Consider the following 19,980-nt stretch of genomic DNA (forward strand, 5'->3'; position numbering starts at 1 on the left):
CAAACCGAGACGATTCGAAGTCAACACAAAATCGGTCATACAGAAATGGAAATTGGCGTTGACGTGCAGGCTGCCCTCACTGCTCTCGGTCAGTTTCCAGATCAACCAGGGGTCAGTCGAGCAGACCTCCGCAACTCCTATATCTTCGGCGCCAATCTGTGTAGATTGAATTTTAGCCATGCCGATCTGAGCGGCGCAGATCTCACCCACACCCAACTGCACAATACGGATCTTACTGCCACCAGATTTGCTGGCGCAAACCTTTCGAAAGCGATCGATCTGGACGATGATCAAATTAGTGCCGCCTCGGGCGACTACAAGACTCAGCTACCCAAGCATGTCACGCGTCCGGGATTCTGGCCGCCTTATCAGCCAAACTTTCCCTTTTAGTGCACCTATTAAGAAGAAATCGGGCTCCCGACTGAAGATCTTGACCTTTGAGCTTCCCCTCTTCTGGCTCATAGCGTGAATTATCACGCCAGCCCATTAACAAGGAGAGGGGCTAGAAATGTCCCGGCGACTCGACTGCTCATTCTCGTACACCCGGCACTTCACCTCAGAAGCGTTGGTGGCGACCGGTCGGGAACTGCCGCCTACCGATAAGTACCCTTGGACCGAGTGGTGTGACCGGGGTGTGTGGCTGGCAAAGAGGGGCGAGGACTTTGGTGTCGACGTGGAGACTCTCCGCGACATGCTGAGGGTTCGTGCGTTCCGAAAGAGCCTCGCCGTCCGAACGCGCGGTTACTCTGATGCGGTGGTGTTCCAGTTCGAACCGAAAGAGTATAGCGCCAGGCGTCGGAGAGCGAGGCAGGTCTACCAGGCAAAGAAGGCCGCAGACCCTCGGGTTCACCTGGCGAAGAATCTTATGAGTCACTACGGAATTACACTTGAGGAGTGGGACCGGCTACTCCTCGGTTCCTCGGGACGGTGCACCATCTGCTTGCGCCCGTTCAAGAACAGCACCCATGAGCCACACGTGGACCATTGCCACAAGACGGGAATGGTTCGGGAGCTGCTCTGCCGGCGGTGCAACCAAGGCTTGGGGTTCTTCGAAGACGCGGAATTCCGGCGAGGAGTAACGGCCTATGTGCTCCGCCATCGCACGCGGGGAATCGTCGAAATCGCCGATTAAAATGCCGAGAGGTGGCTTTCTGACGCAGTGTAATCAAACGTTATCGTGCGTTAAAGCCCAGATTTAAAGTTGGCTCTATGCATCGTGGGAGCCCCGAGCCCAGGGCGCGTCAGGGTCAAAGGGAGCCTCCGCTAGGCCCTCGCGGCGGATAAGAAGCGCCTGTTCCGATGCGGTGAGGTAGTGCCCATCGGTGGACCGTTGAGTCAGTCCGCCTCGACCACCATACTCGGACGGTTCCATCTCCCNCTTGTTGCTAACCTGCGGTCCAGGGCTGATATCGGGCTTCGGTCGTTCCATGGGATCCTCCTATTGGGGTTGTCGCTATGCGTCGCGCGTCGTGTGCACGTCAGGCGTGAATCAGAGGTGTCCAGCGNCGTCCCTCGGTGAGTGGACAACGCCCCGCGTGTGTCGACTAAGGTGCGTGTCCGGCACAGCCTGGGGTCACCTGGGAGACGGGGTCTTCCATAGCCCCTGGTACCTCTGCATGAGCTTGGCCCGCTCTTCGGCGGTCAGGTTGACCGGGCTGGGCTCCACCCACGGCTTCACCTCGTAAACCGGACGCTTGGGCATCTTCCCCATGTGACGGGGATCTTCGACGTAACCCCTGAGATTCGGATACCGCTTGTGTAGCTCAGCCTCGGTCAGCGNCTTCTCCGGGTCGGTGTCGTCCTCGTCCTCCACACCCGGCTTAACGTAGTGCGTCGTCCCCTGGCTCTTAACCCAGTGAGGTTTCCGCTTCGCCAGGTCAGCTAGGGCTTCTTTCACGCCGGTAACGGTGCCGGTCTCGGGGTCGAACTCCACACCCCCCGCAGACCCGATAGCGCCGAGCACGTCTTCCGTATCGTGCCACTCGTAGCCGCCGGTCTCGAAGATCGCCAGGCGGAACGCTCCCGCTCGAATTCTGGCGTTCAGATCGGCGAGCTTTGTTCCCCGGTCGGCCAACTCGTCGGCGAGCTGCTGTTTCCGGGACTCGACCTCGTCCTGTAGGTTCTTTAGCGCCCGTTCGGCTGATCCAGCCCGCTTATCCGCGGCACGCATCCGAGACCTCATCAGCTCAAGTTCAGCCCTGGTCGCGGGACGGTCGTCCTCGTCGTCGTCGGAATTGACGGCATTGTGGTCGACGTCCTCGGGTGCTCCGCCTCCGATGGGGAAGACCGGGCGACGGGCCTTTCCCACACCCACCCAGCCAATAGGGGTTGACCAATGTGGGTGTGTGGGATCGGTAAGGGGCAGCTCGATACTCATGAGCCCTCGCTCTGTAGGGTCGCGCGCACTCTGTGGGCGCAAAGGTAAAGTCCGAACGCGACTTTGTCGCGATGGCTTTATCGTAACACTCCGTAACGATTCCCACACCTCACGAATAGTGGGCGAGCCTGGCCCGGAACGAGAAGCGCTGAGCGCGTCCCTGACGTTCCCGCAACGCGCTGCATCTGATTCATCGTCTGCGATATGACAAGCGCCCTACGGCGCCGCTAGAGTGCTCTAACGCTGCCCCTCGACTCGACACGTGCGACGTCGTGCACGTTCGACGTGACCGGCGAAGGGGCTCCCCGGACGAGCAGTGCGGCCGACGGGTCGCGTGAGAGTGGCGGGACGGTGAGATCTACCCCACACCCGCAGACAGGACCACTTCCCGACGCCCGGAATCGTCGGACCCGTGGTGAATGCTCGCGCCATGTCACCAACCGGCGATGCTCGCCCACGGAAGGCTCCTCGCAGGTCGAGGTCCGACAGCGATGAAGCGTACGTCCTCGACCTCTGCGGCGAAGTGATCGGAGAGGCCGGCCAGCGTCAGCACCGCTTCGCCTGGCTACTCGGCGACCCAGGCAAGTCGGGCCGGAGAGTCCGTCTGCCGGTCGATGCCTACTGGCCGGACCACGGCCTCGTGGTCGAGTACCGCGAGATCCAGCACGACCGGCCGACTCCCCACTTCGACAAGCCCGACAGGTTGACGGTGAGCGGTGTCCATCGCGGCAAGCAGCGGGCCATCTATGACCGCCGCCGCGAGGAGCTCGTACCAGCCCAGGGTCTTCGGCTGGTCATCCTGCGTCCGGCGGACCTTGTTGCTGACGCCCGCGGCCGGCTCAAGCGTCACCGTGCCCCGGACCTTGAGGTCATCCGCGGCCGACTGGAGTAGTTCCCACACCCCCGAGGGGCGACACGGAGCGCTCCCGGCCTCCAGCTCCGAGGACCTAGCCGGATTGCTCGACATATGTAGGCGACATATGTAGTCTGGGCTACGTGAAGTTGACCAATGTCCTGGAGCGGGTGCTGCGGGTGTTCCTGGAGGACCCNCAAGCCGACCGCTACGGCTACGACCTGATGAAGGCGGNCAAGGTCGCCAGCGGGACGCTGTACCCGATGCTCGCCCGACTGCAAGACGAGGGCCTGGTCACCTCCGCGTGGGAGCAGGCTCGTCCGGACGCCGGCGGTCGACCACCCCGCAAGTACTACCGGCTCACCGGCGAGGGCGTCCGCGTCGCCCGGCTCGAACTCGCCCAAGCGTCCCTCGACCACTCCACCGCCCCGGGAACTCGACGCACCACGGGCCGCCCCGCCACGGGTAGCGCCCAGTGACCCCCGGCTCCCTGATCCTGGGCCTAGCCGAGCGGATGATCCGCCTTGCCTGCCGGCGTCTACCCGAGGACGCTCGCGATGAGCGCTACCGAGAGTGGACGGCCGAACTCCCGGCGATNCTCCACGACCCCGACATCCGCTCAGCTTCTCGCCGTGCACTTCGCGTCCTGCTCTTTGCCGCCGATCAGCACCGCGGCATCCCTTCGGGCCGGGTCTTCATTATCCTCGTTGCCGCCAGCCAAAGTCGCGCCGTCCTCGCCATCCTCGCCGGCGACGCCATTCTCGGACTCATCGGCCTAACCGTCCTTCTCTGGGTCTTCCACCCCGGCCTCAGTTTCGGCCTCGGTGTCCTCTGCGGCAGTGTCGGTGCCCCGATCTTCATGCTCGGCTTCGTCCTAGGCTTGCGTTCCGAGATGCGTGCTCACCGAGGCCGTGGCGGTAAGGCGGATTCTCCGTGAGTACCGCCCTCGCGCTCGCGGGGGGCGCCCCCTGGTGGGCGTACCTGCTCCTCGGTCTCTCCGGACCCGTTGCCTACATATATAGGCTCCACGGGCTATACCGCCTCGCAGGCAAGGCCCTGGACAAGGCCGAAAGCGATCAGGTGGCCGCGATCATGACCACTGTCACGGGGCACTCCGCGNAGGCTCCACCCGACCCCTCGCCGCCCCGTCGTCGTGCTCGACGCCAGGCACGAGGACACTCGTCGGCATCAGCCTGACCCGCTTCCCGCAGGGTCTTCGGGGTCCGGGTCAGCCTCCTGTATCACGACCGGGTGAGCGTCGGTCCCGTCAGACATCACCATGGCGCCGGCGAGAAGCCCGAAGGCGCCCTCGGTGGCATCTACCTCGACCCGGGTCGTGGCCTTGCCGACGATGTTCTCGAAGATGAACTTCGCCGCGTCCAGCTTCACCGAGGGCGGGACGATCGGCTTACCGTGGGCGTCGGTCTCCTCGTTGGTCATGAGCTTGGCGAAGGTCTCGATCGCCTGGCCCAGGTAGCCGGCGAGCTTCTGCTTACCCAGTGTAATCAGTCGACGCTCGGCCTCACGCTGAACCACCGGGGTGAGCCAGGTCGGCACCATGGCATCGAAGCCGCCGTCTCGGGTCCTGGGCCTCCCTCGGGTCAGCTCCTCCCAGTCCCACTGTTCGACCGGCTTATAGAGCTCGGCGGCAACCTCGGCCGCCCGGTCCACGTCACCTCGTGCTGCGGCACGTCGGCCGACCCCTCGCAGGTTCTTTCGGTTCTGGCCGTCGTCTTCCATTACTACCTCCACACCCGCCGGCTGTGTTGCCGGTTCAGCTCTTCTACGTTCGGCCTGGTCAATCCATCACGTGGCCGTATCGGTCCTTCGGGTCGCGCACACAAGGGCTGCCCCTTGCACGGTGTACACTCCGGACGGGGCGCAACATCTGAATCCTCGTTCCANACCCCCCTTTTGATCTCAAGACGCAACCCGAATCGCGAGTCGCAACACGAGTCNCAAGACGCAAGACGCAAGACAGCGCGCGACACGCAACGTCGAAATGTTCCTACGTACGAATGATCAATTCTTTCTTTTTTACTGTGCGTATATGCCTTTTGGCTTTTTCGTCACATTCTGTAATTCTGATCATTCTTGCGCGTTGCGTGTCGCGCGTTGCGTCTTGCGTCTTGCGTCTTACCGTGGCTCGGTCAGCGTCCAGATCAGGCTGTCTTTACGGCTGCCCGGCTTGCGTTCGATCTGCCCCAAGCCTGCGAGCTTCTGCAACGCCGCCTCGCGGTGGTGCTTCATTCGGCTCGGTAGCCTTCTCTTGATTTCACCGTCGGTGATCTCTTCGTCGGCCAGCTTGGCTTTGATCCACTCCATCGTGGCCTCGAAGGCGGCCAGCTCGTTAGACTCGGCCACGCGCTCGATCGCGCGGCTTTTGCCTCGTNCCTGCGCCACGCTGGTCTCTGTGGACGCCAGCACTTGGATTACCCCTTGGCGGGTGTGGTCGGACATGTCGAGGACCCGGCCGGCGAGCTGCCAGTCTTCTTCGTCGACCTCGGTGCGCTTGTCGAGGAGACCCAGGATCGCCGCGATCTTGAGGCGGGACAGGTTCCGGTGGGCATCGAGCGGGGAGACGGTGCGCCGACCCGCGACCCGGTCATGGTGGGTCCGCCGGATCTCGATCTCGATGGGGTGGGCCACGCCGAGTGTGAGGGTCAGGTCGTCCCGGTCGAACGGCGTTCTCCAGGACAACGCCGGGATCGTGGTGGGTGTGGANGGGTCGAACGGCAGTGCGTCGGGGTCCGTCGCGGGCAGCCACAGGAAGCGCTGAGCGAGGCCGCTACCGGCCGTGTCGAGCAACGACCGGGCCCGCTCGGGCTGGACGCCACAGACGAGCGTGAGGCGGTAGGTGTGGGCCTCCATCGGTAGCCGCTTCGACTTATCGACGTAGGCGAAGCCGAGGGGCTCCCCCACCCAGGCGGAGCACAGCGTCGGGACGATCGTCGACCCGGAGCGGGTCTGTAGCGCGGTCAAGCTGTCGACCTCGCTCACGACGAACATCACGGCGGACTCGTACTGCTGGACCCCGCCGTTCGTCCGCTCCATGTACTGGTGGGTGACGCCTTCACCAGAGCCCAGGTTCACTGTCTTGATCTCGACTGGAAGATCAAGACAGTCTCGGGCGGACGACATCGCCGAGCCCTTTCCGCCCCCGGATGGGTCGACGATGTTGATGTACATGTTCAGGCTGGCTTTGCTGCCGATGAGCGGGGGGAGAGTGATGGTTGGGGGAATGGCGGTCGCGACGCGCGCCAGGACGACGCCGAACATCGCCCACGGCGATACGACCCGGGCCCTGGCGAAGTCGCGGATGTGGGAGAGCACTGGCCGCGCGTCCCAGAACTCGCCGGAGGGCACAGCCTCGGTGAGTGTGGGCTCGTCGGACACCGCAGCCACCCGGGCTCGGATTATCGCGCGGTCCTCGTTGACGCTGCGAACCGCGTCGGCGATCTGATCTTGAAGTGCCGCGGGCCGTACGCTCTTGCCGTCGCCGCCGCCGAACTTCGAGATGCCGAGGCCCGAGGCCCAGACGACGGCGAAGACTTCTTCCTTGGTGCATCCGGNCTTGAGCAACTCCTTCTCAGCCGCCCATAGGGCCTTGTGGCGCCCGATGCCTTCGAAGTCCTCTTCGTCTACCTGGCGCACGGGCAGCCGGAGCCACCGCACGACGTTCGCAGGCAGCTTCCCGTTCAGCCGGNCCCAGACGATGTCTGCATCCACCTCGGACGGGTTCCAGGGGNCGACCTCAGAGGGGGGTGTGGGTAGAGGGAGCCCAGCCCAGGCCGGTGAGGTCAGGTCGTGTGTCGGACCGTCGTCCCACAGCAAGATCCCCTCGGCGCCGCCCGGTCCGTACTTGCCCTTCCGGTTCCGTCGCCCCGGTACCCGGATGAAATGGCACGGAGATCGCGCATCTTTAACCCGGAGGTGCTTTTGTAGCCGCGTGTTCCACCTCCGGTGCTCGTCGACCGAAAGGGCATCACCTTCGAGCAACCAGACCGCCTGATATGAGCCCGGGGACGTCTGCCATGCGATCGTAGGCTTGAGTTTTGCAGAAATACGCCAGGGCTTGACTGTATCGAGATCTTGAAAAAGGACGCGGGATGGTAGGACGTCAACGTCCCTCGCGCTCGCTCGACCAAAGAGATTGGGCGTAAAGAACCTATCCCGCGTCCGGCTGCTTAGCCGAAATTCTAGCTCCTGCGTGGTGGGCGGAAAGGGTAGGAACTCTTGAGTTGGCGAAGCACCGGTGCCGGCTTCACCCTTTTCATGCCATGGGATATATAGATAAGCTTCTCCCGCGATCGGATGATTACTCCAGATCCNGAGGAGGATTCGAGCCTGAGCGCGGGAATCGAGCGTACCAAGCCAAGACTTAGAAAAGTCAAGGTAGGTCGGTGTCGGTCGCGTCATTGTGATATGATTCCTTCACTCTGGTTCCACCTGGTAGTTGAATGACCTCGTGTCTGCCCCGGCGCGAGGTCATTCTTTTGGACTCGCTGGCTCTCCTCGGCACGATTCGCACGTCCCGATGACCACAGTCATGGGTCCGCCACCGTTGAATAGCCCGGCTACAAGCTGACCGGGTCGGTGCTTCCGGCAGACATCGCACGTATGCGCCTCAGCCCCTTCCGGGACGGGGATACGCCATGTGCAGCGACCGCAGACGATCAGCGTGGGATCCCAGGCAGCCAGGAAGACCGGCTGTGGTGCATCGCCTCGAAGATGGGAGCAGCCCCGAAGCGGCCGGGTGGGCATCGCTGTCTCGATCGACCTGATAAGCCGACGGATCGGCTCCGTGATCTCCCCGCTTCTGAAGCCCGGAGCCCGGTTCANCCGTTCCCGCATCTCCGCTGCGGCTGCCCGACGCTGATCCTCAACGTGGTTCGGTAGGGGGGTCATGCCTCGTCCTCGTCAGTGTCCCTAGCCGGGCAGGGCACGTAGCCGGGCAGTGTCGCCCCGTCCACACCCTCCACGGGGATGCGGTACTTACCCATGTGCTCCTCGGCGTAGCCGTTCTCAACGCCGACACGAAGTTGCCGCTTCACCCCGTGGGGGCTGGCTGTGCACGACATTCCCCGATTCTTGATCCTCCAAAGCTGGATGGAGGGAACGTCGAACCACTGATCCTTTCCGCCCATCGCTTCCAAGTCGTGTACTGCTTTTGGCACGAGGTTCGGTCCTCCTGCGGGCATGAGAATCTTCCTTCTCTGCGACTGATATGACGTGCGCGAATGCGCATTACAAATATATTGTTCAGAAATGCCGATGTCGAATTTTCCGGCGTCGATGTAGTTGGGTCTGCGGCATTGCTTTCATCCGCCCTCCAACCCCGCGCGTCACGTCACTCACGACGCGCGGGGCGGTGCATTAGGGCGTGCCAGGGTCGACGCTGACGAGCCGAATCACGCCCCGAATGTCATTCGACGTGCGAGTGACTATGGAACGCCGGCGGCGATCTCAAGCGCTCGTTACGCTGCGGGTGCCTCGCGCGATGGGGTGACGTCATCACGTCGAGGCGTTATCGCTGGTCGCCGTGGGTCGATCTGGGACGCTCGACCGTGGACGTTGATAGGCCCCACCACTGACCGCAGGAGGTCAACGGTGCCAGTGGCGATGGGCTTCTCAGCTACCAGCTCACGAGCACGACGCGCGGCAGCCTCGGCAATTTCAGCCGCGAGGGATGGCGCGACCATGCGGGACGCGATGAGAGGTCGAATATCGACCGGCTGATCGGGGGGTGTGGATAGAGACACGGGGAGCGCTCTCCAGGGCGCGCAAATGGTCCACCGCTACGTGCGGTGTACCGGCCCGTTTTGATAGCGCTCCTGGCGTGAGCGATCTCTACCCGTTCCGATGGCGGAACGTGCGCCCCGATATGCCGCGAGGTCGGCCAAAGATGATCCGCAGCCCTCCGTAGGGGATGCGGCCCTCGATAAGCCCCGAGGTGTGGNGGTCGATCGGTCTCCCGATCAGTTGTATCGGTTACCCGATCGCGATGAACGTACGTGTCCGGCCCGGACATCGTCAAAGTGACCCAGCCCACATCCGCCGGGGGGTGNCCTACCTGCGCTCGATCAGGATGTGGTCGGTCGTAGCGGTCCGCCCCTTGCCGACCGGCAGTAGGACGACCCTCAGGAGTGCTGCGACCACAGCGCGCTTCTGAGCCAGGGTCATGACGTACTGCCAGTGGTAGGCGATGTCTTCAACGCCGAGCAGGCCCGCAGCAGCTGTGGCGTTACTCATAGCCGTCTGGCGCTGCCGCAGCGCGTCGAGCTCGCCCCGGATCTTGTCGAGTGCAGACTTCCGTGCGATGGCAAGGATCTCGTCGTCCGGGTCGTCATCTGCCATCTGCTCACCGATGCGGGCCGCTCGGGCTTTGCAGGCTTCGATGCCCTGGGCGATCTTGAGTACCTCGTTGGCGTCGGGTGTATCCGCCATCAAAAGATCTTCGATAACCCCTGCCTCGCCCAGCATGCGGACCACGGTCTCTTCGACGTAGGCGTCCACTGGGTCGCCGTGTCTGCTCAGGCGATTACATCCGCCGCCCAGCTTGCCGGGGCAGAGGTAGATGCGTTTCTTGATCTTCGAGTCGTTCCGGCAGACGACCGGGATGTCCTTGCCATCTGCGAGGCACCTCCCGCACAGCATGATCCCGGAGAGCAGGTGAACGTGCCGGTTCGACCACCCGTGAGGTCTCGACCTCGCGTCCATGAGGGTGATCAAGATCGCCCACTTGCCGGGGTCGATGATCGGTTCCCACGTCGCGGTGCCCACGACCTTGCCCTTGTACCGTCGCTGTCCCGCGATGCCTGGGTTCCTCAGGACAGCCCTGAGTGCCGCCGTCGTCCACACCCCCCCGTGCTGTGTGCGGATGCCTCGCTCGTTGAGCTCCAGGACGATCGAGCGGTACGAGTCGCCCCGCATGACGCGGTACACCATGCCGCACACCACGGCCGACTCCTCCGGGTGCATGAGTCGTTGCTTGTGGTGCTTGGGAGCGAGGGGATCGGAAACGTAGCCGTACGGTCGACCGCCCGAGGGGCGTCCCTCCTCGGCTGCCTGCTTGTGCGAGTCGGATACTCGGGTACCTGCTTGCTCGACCTCGTAGGTATCCGTCTCGCCCAGGATGTTGGCGACTAGTCGACCTGCGGGTGTGGAGAGATCGAGGTCGGTACCCCCGGTGCAAACGATCTTTACCCGGTGCGTCGCGAGCAGCTCGTAAGTCTCCAACCGCTCACGACGGTTCCGCACCAGGCGACCAGTCATGTAGCAGACGATCACCTGGATGTGACCCGCGCGCACGGCTGCTAGAAGGGCCTCGAACCGGGGCCGCTTCACCTTGCCCGTGGTGGCGCTTAGGTCGTTGTCAACGAACTCGCCCACCATGAGCCAGCTCGGATGACGGGCGACCTCGTTCCGCGCGTCCTGGATCTGCCTCGTGACGCCTTTCTGATCATTCCCCGGGTCACGGCTGATCCTCCCGTACGCAGCCACGCCAACCCGGATGACCTGGGCATCTTGCTCGCTCATGCTCAATAATGACATAAGCGATGCGACGTCGCGACCCTGTTTCTTCGCGTGTCCTGCTGGCGGCAGCTTGCCGACAACGTCGCCGCGAGCCTCGTGCGCGGGGACCGGGCGCTGGTCTACGGCCGGCTGCGGCAGCGCTCGTTCGAGACGAGCGAGGGGGAGCGGCGCGTCAGCTACGAGATCGACGCCGATGCCGTCGGCACGGAGCTGACCTGNCACGCGGCGCGCTCCCAGCGGCTTACCCGGCGGCCCGCAGCCGCACCGGTCGAGGCCACCGGGCTCAACCTGCCCGGCGGCGGGCCGCTGGTCGACCTGCGAGAGTCGGCCGAGGTCGGTCCACCGCAGCCGGAGCACGTCGCGTCGGTCGCGGTCACCGGCGGAAGGGAGGAGCTGGCGCACGCCCTGACGAGGGACATGCAGCCGATCGGCGTCGCCGCGATCGGGTCGACAGCGGCCGGCCTGGTGCCGGGGGTGTCGGCGCCGCTGGCTACGGCGGCACCGCGGGCCGACGCCCTGGGCGGAGGGGGAGCGGGGGCGACGCCCTTCCCGTCCGGCTCGGGCGTGGACGGCTCGCCCTGGCGCGCGTTCTCTGCCGCCGCCGAGCAGCACTGATCATCTCATGGCCAACGATGACGGCAATGCGTAAAGGTGGGGTGGACCTGCCGCCGACGCCGTCGGCGGCGCTGGGTAGCGTGCCGGGGGTGAGTAGCCGGCACGAGAGCAGGCGGCGCGCACCCGCGCCCGCCGAGCCGGACTCCGGTCCGGTGCTGCCGGCCGTCCCGGCGCAGCGGGCAGTTTGGGGAAGGGCCCCCACAGGCAGTCCCGCGGGGCCGGGTGAGGACGCCCTCGGTCGGCGCCTGAGGGGGCGCCTCGCCGCTGCTCCGGCGGCAGCGCGGTACGTCGCGGTGCTCGCCATGCTGAGCGCCGCCGCTGCCGTCGTGCTGAGACACACCGTCTTTCCCCTGCTGTCGGTCAACAACGACGAGGGCATCTACCTGTTGCACGCTCGGACGCTGGCCGAGGGCAGGCTGTTCCCGCCCGCGCCGCATCCCGCGCAGTCCTACCTGCCGTGGCTCGGCACCGTCGTCGACGACCATTACGTCCTGAAGTACACGCCCTTCGTGCCCGCGGTCTTCGCGGCCAGCCTGTTCGTCGCCGGCAGCATCGATCCGGCGCTCGCCGTCATTGCGGCGGCGGCGGTCGTCGTCACCTACCTGCTCGGCGTCGAACTGTCGGGCAGCCGCAGGGTCGCGGCGCTGGCCGCGACCCTGCTCGCCCTTTCCCCGCTGGTGCTTCTGCAGAGCGCCATGGTGCTCAGCTACCTGCCGGCACTGGTCCTGCTCCAGGCGACCATGCTCGGGGTGCTGCGAGGCCGGCGGTTACACCGCGCGCCGCCCGTGCTGGGTGCCGGGGTCGCGCTCGGCGTCGCCGCGGCGGTGCGGCCGTACGACGTCGTGCTGTTGCTGGCACCCCTCGCGGTCTGGCTGCTGGTGACCTCGGCCGGGCGGTGCTGGTGGCTGGTGCGCTGGCTGGTGTGCGGCCTGGCCGCGCCGGCGGTGATCGTGCTGCTCACCAACGCGGCGGCGACCGGGAGCCCGCTGCGTCTGCCGTTCGCGCTGCTCGAACCCGACGATCGGATCGGCTTCGGGCTGCGCAAGCTCTACCCGGCCGACGGGCGGCACGACTTCGGCCTCACCGACGGACTGAGCTCCGTCGGGGACCATCTCTGGCTGCTCGGCGGCTGGGCCTTCGGCGGCGTCGTGCTTGCGGCGGCGTCGCTCGCCGCCGGAGTGCGGCGGCGACTGTCCGCGCCCGCCGCGATGCTGGGCCTCGGCGGACTGCTGTTCCTGATTGGGTATGTCTGCTTCTGGGGAGCGTGGAACGCCGCCGAGCTGTGGGGCGGCATCCGCTACCTCGGCCCCTTCTACATGGTCGCCGTCCTCATCCCGCTCGTGCACCTCGGCGCGACCGGATGCGCGTGGGGCGCGGCTGCCCTGGTCGCCCGTGGACGCCGGCTCGGGTTCGCCGTGCTCGTCCCGGTCGTGGCGGCCGTCGTCACCCTCACGGTCGTGGTCCTCACCGGTGCGGTGCGCGACAACCTCGTGTTGACCGGCAACGACCGGGAGCTGCGCGCCATGCTGCGCCGGCTGCCGGATCGCCCGCTGGTGTTCGTCGCGGCGAACCCGGCGTTCCTCGGCCATCCCACCCCCGTGACGGCCAACGGCCCGGATCTCGACGACCCGGTGCTGTATGCGGTCGCCCGCGGCGTCGACGACCTCACCGTGGTCGCGGACCATCCCGACCGGCCTGCCTACCTGCTGCGCCTCGCCCCGGCGTACGACCGGTCGCCCGGGTCGCCGTCCACGGCGCGGGTCGAGCGACTCGCGGTCCGCGCCGGGGACCGGGTGGCGGCGACGGTCGCCGTCCCGGCCGGCGCCACGCCGCCTCGGAGCCGGTCCGCCCGGCTCGTGCTCACCGCCGGCCGCGACCGGCTTTCCATCCCGGTCGACCCGCGGGCGGCGACGTCGCTGACGTTCACCGTCGACGACGACGGCCTCGGCGTGGACGATCTCGCCCTCGATGACGACACGGGGTCGGCTCGCCCGGGCGCGGCGCGTAAGCCGGCCGTCCGCCCGACGGCGACCGTGGTCCGCGGCGGCCGCGGCACCTCCGTCGCCGTGACGCTGTATGCGACGGACCGCCGGGGGCACGAGCACGCCGTCGACCAGCAGATCCTCCCCGTGCGGCTCGCCGCGGGCCGCGCTGCGCCGGATCGGGGCGGGCCCGCGGTCACGGTGCTCGGGTCGGTGGGGCAGGTCGACGAGGTCGGCACGGGTGCCCGGCCGCCGCTGCGGGTCAGCCTCGCGGACGCCGGTGCCGCCCGGGGGGGCGACGTCACGGACAGGCGAGGGGGCGAGGTGACTCAGTCGACGCGGCGGATCGGTGGCGGTGCGTACGTGCCGTCGAGCACGTCCTCGCCAGGGCCGTAGATCCGCAGCGTGGGACGGAAGTCGCCGGTCGCCGCGGGCAGCCAGTTGGCCTGCTCGACCTCGTCGGACGGGGGATCGCTCTGGATGAGGACACGGACCGAGCCGTCCGGGCCGCGGCGCAGGTCGCGGGTTCGACTGCCCAGGGAGAACCGGTGCAGGGAATTGTCCACCAGGTAGTACTCGGGAGCGTCGTACATCGTCACCGACCATTCCGCCGCGGGGGGCGGCGGCGCCAGGTCAAAGATGTAGCGGTGGGCGCCCGTCAGGCGGCGGCCCTCAACGTCCACCAGGCAGGTCGCCTCGATGCTCTCGTAGCCGTGGGTCGCGCCGATCGGCTGACGGGCCGCCATCGCCCGAGCCAGCCGGGCCTGGTCGCGGTCGGTCATCCGCCAGGCCGGCTCGTCGCGGGTTCCCGGCCCCAGGCGGTCGAGGTTGAAGTCGAGGGCGTGCGGGGTGCTGGACCAGCCGTTGCTCAGTGCCCGCCCGGCGTGGGCGACGCGTTCGAGCCCGTCGCGGCCGGCGCGCAACCCGCCGCGCAGCGACCAGGTGAGCNCCGGATCGGGATCGACGTANGGCGAGGGATCGTCGAAGATCCCGAGCGGGGCGAAGCGGCGGGCATAGTCGGCCTCGGCCGGCGGCGGGGGGCAGGCCCGCTGCCAGATCCGCAGCTCCTCCCAGAACCGCAGGTCGTCGCAGACGCTCTTCGAATGCTCCGGCGGTCCCTCCGCTCGGCGCGCGNCCGGATCCAGGGGATGCAACCGGAGCTCGTCCTGAAGCCGGTGGACCGGGCGGGCGTCGGCCGGGTCGTCGAGGCCGAAACGGCCGATCACGGTCAGCAGTCGGGTCGGGACCTCGATGCGGATCAGGTCCGACGGCGTCGGCTCCGTCCAGCCGGGTGGCACGAGCACGTACGACCCGCCGCGCCCGGTGCCGGTCCGTCGCCCCGCGTAGGCGAAGTTGTTGCGCCAGGCGTCGACGAACAGCAGCAGGCTGTACCGGTCACCGCAGTCCGGGACGGACAGGACCAGCGGGCCCGGTGCGAGGTCGACCTGCGCCACCGAGTGCAGCACGTCCGCGTTGACGCTGACGAACGGCGAGCGTGGGCCCGGAAGATCACGCATGTGGGCGAAGGCGTTGAACCCGGCGGGTGCGAGCAGCCCGATCCCCTCGCCCGCGAACCGCCCGCTCAGCCGGACGTTGCTCACCAGCGGGTAGCCGAAGACGTACGCCTCGGCCGCCAGCCCGAACCGGTGGTCATTCGCCCGCATACCTGCCCGCCCGCCACCTCTCGCCGTCTGGTGACGGCTCTCGTACCGTCCGTGCCCGCGATCCGGTGGAGGTATCCCACCGAGGCCGTGAGGGCCGGTGCGGCCGGCGGGAACAGACCGCGAAACGGTGGTGGACGGTCACGCCACCGATCACCGCCGCGAGGGTGGTCGCCGCGATGCCCTAGGGTTGACGACATGGCGCAGTACGTCTTCCAGTTGCGCAAAGCGCGCAAGGCCCACGGTGACAAGGTCATCCTCGATGACGTGACCCTGGCTTTCCTGCCCGGAGCGAAGATCGGGGTGGTCGGTCCCAACGGGGCGGGGAAGTCGTCCCTGCTCAAGATCATGGCTGGGCTCGACCAGCCGAGTAACGGTGAGGCGATCCTGAGCCCCGGCTACTCCGTGGGCATGCTCGCCCAGGAGCCGGCGCTCGACGAGACCAAGGACGTCCGCGGCAACGTCGAGGACGGGGTGCGCGAGATCCGCCGGGTGCTCGCCCGCTACGAGGAGATCAACGAGAAGATGACCGCGCCCGACGCGGACTTCGACTCGCTGCTCGCCGAACAGGCCGAGCTCATCGACAAGATCGAGGCCGGCAACGCCTGGGAGCTCGACAGTCAGCTCGATCAGGCGATGGACGCGCTGCGGCTGCCCCCGGGTGACGCCGACGTGTCGCTGCTGTCCGGCGGTGAGCGGCGCCGGGTCGCCCTGTGCAAGCTGCTGCTCGAGGCGCCCGACCTGCTGCTGCTCGACGAGCCGACCAACCACCTCGACGCGGAGAGCGTCGCCTGGCTCGAGCAGCACCTGGCCCGCTACGCCGGCGCCGTGCTCGCCGTCACCCACGACCGGTACTTCCTCGACAACGTCGCCGGCTGGATTCTCGAGCTCGACCGGGGCCGCGCGCACGCCTACGAGGGCAACTACACGACCTACCTGGAGGCCAAGGCGGCCCGGCTCAAGGTCGAGGGCCAGAAGGACGCCAAGCGGCGCCGGGTCCTCGCCCAGGAACTCGAGTGGGTCCGCTCCAACCCGAAGGCCCGCCAGACCAAGAGCAAGTCACGCCTGTCCCGCTACGAGGAGTTGGCCGCCGAGGCGGACCGGGCTCGCCCGCGCGACTTCGAGGACATCCAGATCCCGCCCGGCCCACGGCTGGGCAACCAGGTCATCGAGGCCAAGGGGCTAGCCAAGGGGTTCGACGGCCGTCTGCTCATCGACGACCTGTCGTTCACCCTGCCGCGTGGCGGCATCGTCGGTGTGATCGGCCCCAACGGGGTCGGCAAGACCACGCTGTTCACGATGCTCACCGGGCAGGCGACTCCCGACGCGGGCAGCCTTGTCATNGGTGACACCGTCGACATCGCCTACGTCGATCAGTCCCGGGCCGGCCTCGACCCGAAGAAGAACGTCTGGCAGGTCGTCTCCGACGGCCTCGACCACATCGTCGTCGGCAAGGTCGACTTCCCCAGCCGGGCGTACGTGTCGTCGTTCGGGTTCAAGGGCCCGGACCAGCAGAAGCCCGTCGGCGTGCTGTCCGGCGGTGAGCGCAACCGGCTCAACCTCGNCCTGACCCTCAAGCGCGGCGGCAACGTGCTGCTCCTCGACGAGCCCACCAACGACCTCGACGTGGAGACCCTGCGGTCGCTGGAGGACGCGCTGCTGGAGTTCGCCGGCTGCGCCGTGGTCGTCTCCCACGACCGCTGGTTTCTCGACCGGGTCGCCACCCACATCCTCGCCTGGGAGGGCACCGACGAGGACCCGGCCCGCTGGTTCTGGTTCGAGGGCAACTTCGCCGACTACGAGGCCAACAAGATCGAGCGGCTTGGCCAGGAGGCCGCCCGCCCACACCGCGTCACCTACCGCAAGCTCACGCGCGACTGACGTTCCGCCGCCGCCCGGGCTGGGAGACCAGCACGGGCGGCGGCGTCGGGACGGCCTTGTCGTCGGACGGCCTTGTCGGCGAACTCAGGCGGCGAACTCAGGCGGCGAGCTCAGTCGGCGCGGTTCTGNAGCGAGTTCGCCGCCATCTGCAGGTAGTCCCAGAGCGTCTTGTACTGATCGGGCGGCAGGTTCAGGGAGTCGACCGCCGCGCGCATCACGACGAGCCAGGCGTCGCGCTGTACCGGGCCGATCGCGAACGGCACGTGCCGCATCCGCAGCCGCGGGTGGCCCCGCAGCTCCTGATAATCGCTCGGGCCGCCCCAGTACTGGATGAGGAACAGGCGCAGGCGATCCTCCGCCCCCNCCAGATCCTCCTCCGGGTACAGCGGACGCAACACCGGATCGTTCNCCACCCCCTGGTAGAACCGCGCGACCAGCCTGCGGAACGTCGGCTCTCCGCCGACCGCATCGAAGAAGGTCGTCGTGGGCTGGGCCGGTGTGCGGGGCTGGCTCACGCCTCCATTGTGCGTCACATTCGCCTGCATCCGGGCCGCCGATGCNCTCTCAGNCCGTACGGGGTGCGACCCACGCCGTGGTGTCCGGTGGCAGGGTCAGCGTCGCGCCGTCGTAACCCACAGGTCCGCTCGCGAGCACCAGTCGGCCGCTCAGGTCGATTGTCACCTCCCGTCCCATCGTCGTCACGCACGTCATACGTGCCGGCCCCACCGAGGTGGGCGCCCCCGGGGTCGCCCGTTCGGCGGTCGTCGGGTCCGCGGTCGTCCGGTCGAAGGCAAGACAGCCCGCGGGTGCGTCGTCGCGCCAGTGCAGCTCGTCGCCGCGCAGGTGCGGCAGGGCCCGGCGCAGCGCGAGCGCCCCGCGGATGAGCAGCCACGTCGACATCGGATCTTCGGCCTGGGCGAGGATCGCGAACCCGGCCCAGTCGGCCGGCTGCGGCAGCCACGGCTCGACGCCGTCCGCGGTGAATCCGTACGGCGGCGCGTCGCCGGACCAGGGCAGCGGCACGCGGGCGCCGTCCCGGCCCGCCACCGTGCCCCCCGAACGGGTCCACGCCGGGTCCTGGCGCGCCGCCGGCGGCACGTCGGCCTGCGGCAGCGCCAGCTCGTCGCCCTGGTAGAGCACGGCGACGCCGGGCAGCGCGAGCAGGGTCAGCAGAGCCGCCCGGGCGCGGCGGGTGCCGACCTCCCCGCCCCCGTAGCGGGTCACCGGACGCACCACGTCGTGGTTGGCCAGCACCCAGGTGGCCGGCGCGCCGACCGCCGTGAGCGCCGCGCGTTCGGCGTCGATCACCGTCCGCCAGTCCGGCGCCGACCACGGGATGGTCAGCAGGGAGAACGAGAACGTCAGGTGCAGCTCGTCGGGGCGGACGTACCGGGCCAGGCGCGCCGGGTCGCGTACCCAGGTCTCCCCGATCAGCACCCGGGGCCGGCCGTCCCGGCGGGTGTACTCGTCAGTGATCGCCCGNCAGCTCCGGTAGATCTCGTGCACGCCGTCCTGGTCCCAGACCCGCGGTTCGCCCTCCTCCCGAAACCCGCTGTCGTCGATCATCCGGCCGGGTGGGTTGTCGCGCAGCTCGCCGTCCTTGACCAGGCCGTGGCTGACGTCGATGCGGAAACCGTCGACGCCCCGGTCGAGCCAGAAACGCAGGGTCGCCTCATGATCGGCCCGCACCGCGGGATGGTCCCAGTTCCAGTCGGGTTGCTCGGCGTCGAACAGGTGCAGGTACCACTGGCCGTCGGCAACCCGGGTCCAGGCCGGACCGCCGAAGACGGACATCCAGTTGTTCGGGGGCTCGCCGCCGTCCGGTCCCCGCCCGTCCCGGAAGATGTACAGCTCCCGCTCGGGTCCGCCCGCCGGGGCCGCCAGCGCCGCCTGGAAGGCCGGGTGCGCCGAGCTGGAATGGTTCGGAACCAGATCGACGAGGACGGCGAGACCGGCGTCGGCGGCGTCGGTGAGCAGCGCATCGACGTCGGCGAGGCTGCCGAACAGCGGGTCGACCTCGCGGTGGTCGGCGACGTCGTAGCCGTGGTCGGCCATCGGGGACGGGTAGAAGGGTGTGATCCACAGGGCGTCCACGCCCAGCTCGGCGAGGGCCGGCAGGTGCTGGCGCAGACCGGTGAGGTCGCCGACGCCGTCGCCGTCGGAGTCGGCGAAGCTGCGCAGATACACCTCGTACAACACGGCCCGCCGCCACCATCCGGCATCCCGGTTGCCAACGCGGGCCGGAGACGAACGGGGGGTTTCCCCCCTGTTACCAGAACTCGATCCAATCGTGGAATAGTCAGTGCTGGAATGATGTATCCCCATGTGATCCTTTCTAAGGCCCCTGGTCCCGCAGTGACCGATACCCACCAGGGCGCCGTCGCCGACGTCGGGACGTTGACAGATCTGCCGGCCGTCCCGGCCTCCGGCGGCGTACCTAGCACCTCGGCCCCGCCCGGTCTGTCCCGTCCGGACCTACCGCCCCGCCGGGACTCGATGCCCCGGGCTGCCCCACCGTCGCGGCCTTCCGGACGCGGGCGGTCGGACGGCCNCGCTGGTGCGACACATGCTCCTCCGGCGACGGCTCGGTGGCGGCAAACCCGGCTCGAGTGNGCGAAGGGATGGCGATGGGGTACCGCTCCCGGCTCGGGTCGACGTTCTCGCGATGCGCGATATCCGGTTACCGAACTAGACTTCCGCGGGTGGACCAGGTGACTGGCCGTTACGGCTCGGTCCCGGTAGTCGGATTCGATCGGGGGCGGGGGGATCCAGCCCCGACGCCCGAACCCGCCACCGGGGCTTCGTCCGGCATGTCCGCTATCGCTGCCGCGGCGGACGCCGGGATCGCCCTGAGTTCGCAGGCGGCAGCCCGGATGTCGCAGCAGGTGCGCCGCTCGGCGTCAGCGGGGCTGCGCGGTGCCCGGGGGATCGCCCGCGTGCTGTGGGGCGGCCCGGGCGGCGACGGCCGGGGCGGCCCGGACGGCTCGCCGGCGTCGTTCCTGGCCGACGCCGGGCTCGTCCTCGGTGGCACCCTCGATCCTGAGCACGTCCCCGACCTGTTGGCCGGGCTGGCGG

General features: G+C 67.7%; 11 protein-coding genes and 11 pseudogenes. 9 read left to right on the forward strand and 13 right to left on the reverse strand.

The window, feature by feature from the left end; translation table 11 throughout:
* Both FF86_RS32060 and FF86_RS33355 read left to right on the forward strand, forming a co-directional pair.
* On the forward strand, positions 1-390 hold a 390-nt coding region (locus FF86_RS32060; protein ID WP_199865743.1), incomplete at its 5' end, for a pentapeptide repeat-containing protein.
* Positions 391-508: 118 nt separating this feature from the next.
* On the forward strand, positions 509-1,132 hold the full coding sequence (locus FF86_RS33355; protein ID WP_082121553.1) for an endonuclease VII domain-containing protein: 624 nt from the start codon (positions 509-511) through the stop codon (positions 1,130-1,132).
* A gap of 1,810 nt (positions 1,133-2,942) precedes the next feature.
* On the opposite strand, the gene FF86_RS34260 is transcribed toward FF86_RS33355, so the two are convergent.
* The gene (locus tag FF86_RS34260; RefSeq protein WP_157866953.1) at positions 2,943-3,227 is read right to left on the reverse strand and encodes a hypothetical protein; all 285 of its coding nucleotides are present in this window, start codon (positions 3,225-3,227) and stop codon (positions 2,943-2,945) included.
* A 238-nt stretch (positions 3,228-3,465) separates the two neighbouring features.
* On the opposite strand from FF86_RS34260, the pseudogene FF86_RS66615 reads away from it, so the two are divergent.
* Together FF86_RS66615 and FF86_RS35975 are read left to right on the forward strand one after the other, a co-directional pair.
* A pseudogene (locus FF86_RS66615) lies at positions 3,466-3,709 on the forward strand (PadR family transcriptional regulator); the annotation flags it as partial.
* 454 nt (positions 3,710-4,163) lie between these two features.
* Positions 4,164-4,349 (forward strand): hypothetical protein (locus tag FF86_RS35975; protein WP_206778956.1); only part of this gene is annotated, 186 nt, incomplete at its 3' end.
* Positions 4,350-4,418: 69 nt separating this feature from the next.
* Here the strand turns inward: FF86_RS35975 and FF86_RS16010 are convergent.
* From FF86_RS16010 to FF86_RS16020, 5 genes and pseudogenes are all read right to left on the reverse strand, one after another.
* Positions 4,419-4,901 (reverse strand): hypothetical protein, encoded by a 483-nt coding sequence (locus tag FF86_RS16010; protein ID WP_044882873.1) that lies wholly within the window; start codon positions 4,899-4,901, stop codon positions 4,419-4,421.
* 1,054 nt (positions 4,902-5,955) lie between these two features.
* A pseudogene (locus tag FF86_RS66620) lies at positions 5,956-6,509 on the reverse strand (DUF3987 domain-containing protein); the annotation flags it as partial.
* Between the two features lie 470 nt (positions 6,510-6,979).
* Positions 6,980-7,559: pseudogene (locus tag FF86_RS66625) on the reverse strand (DNA-primase RepB domain-containing protein); the annotation flags it as partial.
* Between the two features lie 575 nt (positions 7,560-8,134).
* On the reverse strand, positions 8,135-8,431 hold the full coding sequence (locus tag FF86_RS33360) for a hypothetical protein (RefSeq protein ID WP_128423232.1): 297 nt from the start codon (positions 8,429-8,431) through the stop codon (positions 8,135-8,137).
* 868 nt (positions 8,432-9,299) lie between these two features.
* The gene (locus FF86_RS16020) at positions 9,300-10,769 is read right to left on the reverse strand and encodes a recombinase family protein (RefSeq protein ID WP_199865291.1); all 1,470 of its coding nucleotides are present in this window, start codon (positions 10,767-10,769) and stop codon (positions 9,300-9,302) included.
* A gap of 48 nt (positions 10,770-10,817) precedes the next feature.
* On the opposite strand from FF86_RS16020, the gene FF86_RS49795 reads away from it, so the two are divergent.
* Together FF86_RS49795 and FF86_RS16030 are read left to right on the forward strand one after the other, a co-directional pair.
* Positions 10,818-10,984 (forward strand): single-stranded DNA-binding protein (locus tag FF86_RS49795; RefSeq protein WP_396229908.1); only part of this gene is annotated, 167 nt, incomplete at its 3' end.
* A gap of 423 nt (positions 10,985-11,407) precedes the next feature.
* Entirely contained in the window at positions 11,408-13,759 is a 2,352-nt protein-coding gene (locus FF86_RS16030) for a hypothetical protein (RefSeq protein ID WP_206778957.1), read from the forward strand.
* Here the strand turns inward: FF86_RS16030 and FF86_RS49800 are convergent.
* Both FF86_RS49800 and FF86_RS49805 read right to left on the reverse strand, forming a co-directional pair.
* Positions 13,693-14,145 carry a DUF1214 domain-containing protein gene (locus FF86_RS49800; RefSeq protein WP_313954345.1) on the reverse strand — a complete coding sequence of 151 codons (453 nt, stop codon included), beginning with the start codon at positions 14,143-14,145 and terminating at the stop codon, positions 13,693-13,695. The two genes, FF86_RS16030 and FF86_RS49800, sit on opposite strands and share 67 nt — an antisense overlap.
* A gap of 353 nt (positions 14,146-14,498) precedes the next feature.
* Positions 14,499-15,027, reverse strand: a pseudogene (locus tag FF86_RS49805) (DUF1254 domain-containing protein); the annotation flags it as partial.
* A gap of 195 nt (positions 15,028-15,222) precedes the next feature.
* On the opposite strand from FF86_RS49805, the gene FF86_RS49810 reads away from it, so the two are divergent.
* From FF86_RS49810 to FF86_RS49820, 3 genes and pseudogenes are all read left to right on the forward strand, one after another.
* The coding region (locus FF86_RS49810) for an ATP-binding cassette domain-containing protein (protein WP_242418857.1) at positions 15,223-16,367 on the forward strand (1,145 nt) is incomplete at its 3' end.
* Between the two features lies 1 nt (position 16,368).
* A pseudogene (locus FF86_RS49815) lies at positions 16,369-16,588 on the forward strand (energy-dependent translational throttle protein EttA); the annotation flags it as partial.
* 1 nt (position 16,589) lies between these two features.
* Positions 16,590-16,905, forward strand: a pseudogene (locus FF86_RS49820) (energy-dependent translational throttle protein EttA); the annotation flags it as partial.
* A gap of 129 nt (positions 16,906-17,034) precedes the next feature.
* Here FF86_RS49820 and FF86_RS49825 read toward each other — a convergent pair.
* The 5 pseudogenes from FF86_RS49825 to FF86_RS49845 form a co-directional block, all read right to left on the reverse strand.
* A pseudogene (locus FF86_RS49825) lies at positions 17,035-17,268 on the reverse strand (globin); the annotation flags it as partial.
* Between the two features lies 1 nt (position 17,269).
* Positions 17,270-17,313: pseudogene (locus FF86_RS49830) on the reverse strand (globin); the annotation flags it as partial.
* 1 nt (position 17,314) lies between these two features.
* Positions 17,315-17,450 (reverse strand): annotated as a pseudogene (locus tag FF86_RS49835) (globin); the annotation flags it as partial.
* A 24-nt stretch (positions 17,451-17,474) separates the two neighbouring features.
* Positions 17,475-18,387, reverse strand: a pseudogene (locus FF86_RS49840) (alpha-amylase family glycosyl hydrolase); the annotation flags it as partial.
* A 1-nt stretch (position 18,388) separates the two neighbouring features.
* Positions 18,389-19,230: pseudogene (locus tag FF86_RS49845) on the reverse strand (alpha-amylase family glycosyl hydrolase); the annotation flags it as partial.
* Positions 19,231-19,980 lie beyond the last annotated feature (750 nt).

Source organism: Frankia sp. CpI1-P (genome assembly GCF_001421075.1).
Classification (GTDB): Bacteria; Actinomycetota; Actinomycetes; order Frankiales; family Frankiaceae; genus Frankia; species Frankia torreyi.

Excerpts from the sequence above, each read along its gene's own strand:
- FF86_RS33355 (WP_082121553.1), top strand. The coding sequence starts at position 509 with ATGTCCCGGCGACTCGACTGCTCATTCTCGTACACCCGGCACTTCACC.
- FF86_RS33360 (WP_128423232.1), bottom strand. The coding sequence starts at position 8,431 with ATGCCCGCAGGAGGACCGAACCTCGTGCCAAAAGCAGTACACGACTTG.
- FF86_RS16020 (WP_199865291.1), bottom strand. The coding sequence starts at position 10,769 with ATGAGCGAGCAAGATGCCCAGGTCATCCGGGTTGGCGTGGCTGCGTAC.
- FF86_RS16030 (WP_206778957.1), top strand. The coding sequence starts at position 11,408 with ATGCGTAAAGGTGGGGTGGACCTGCCGCCGACGCCGTCGGCGGCGCTG.
- FF86_RS49800 (WP_313954345.1), bottom strand. The coding sequence starts at position 14,145 with ATGACCGACCGCGACCAGGCCCGGCTGGCTCGGGCGATGGCGGCCCGT.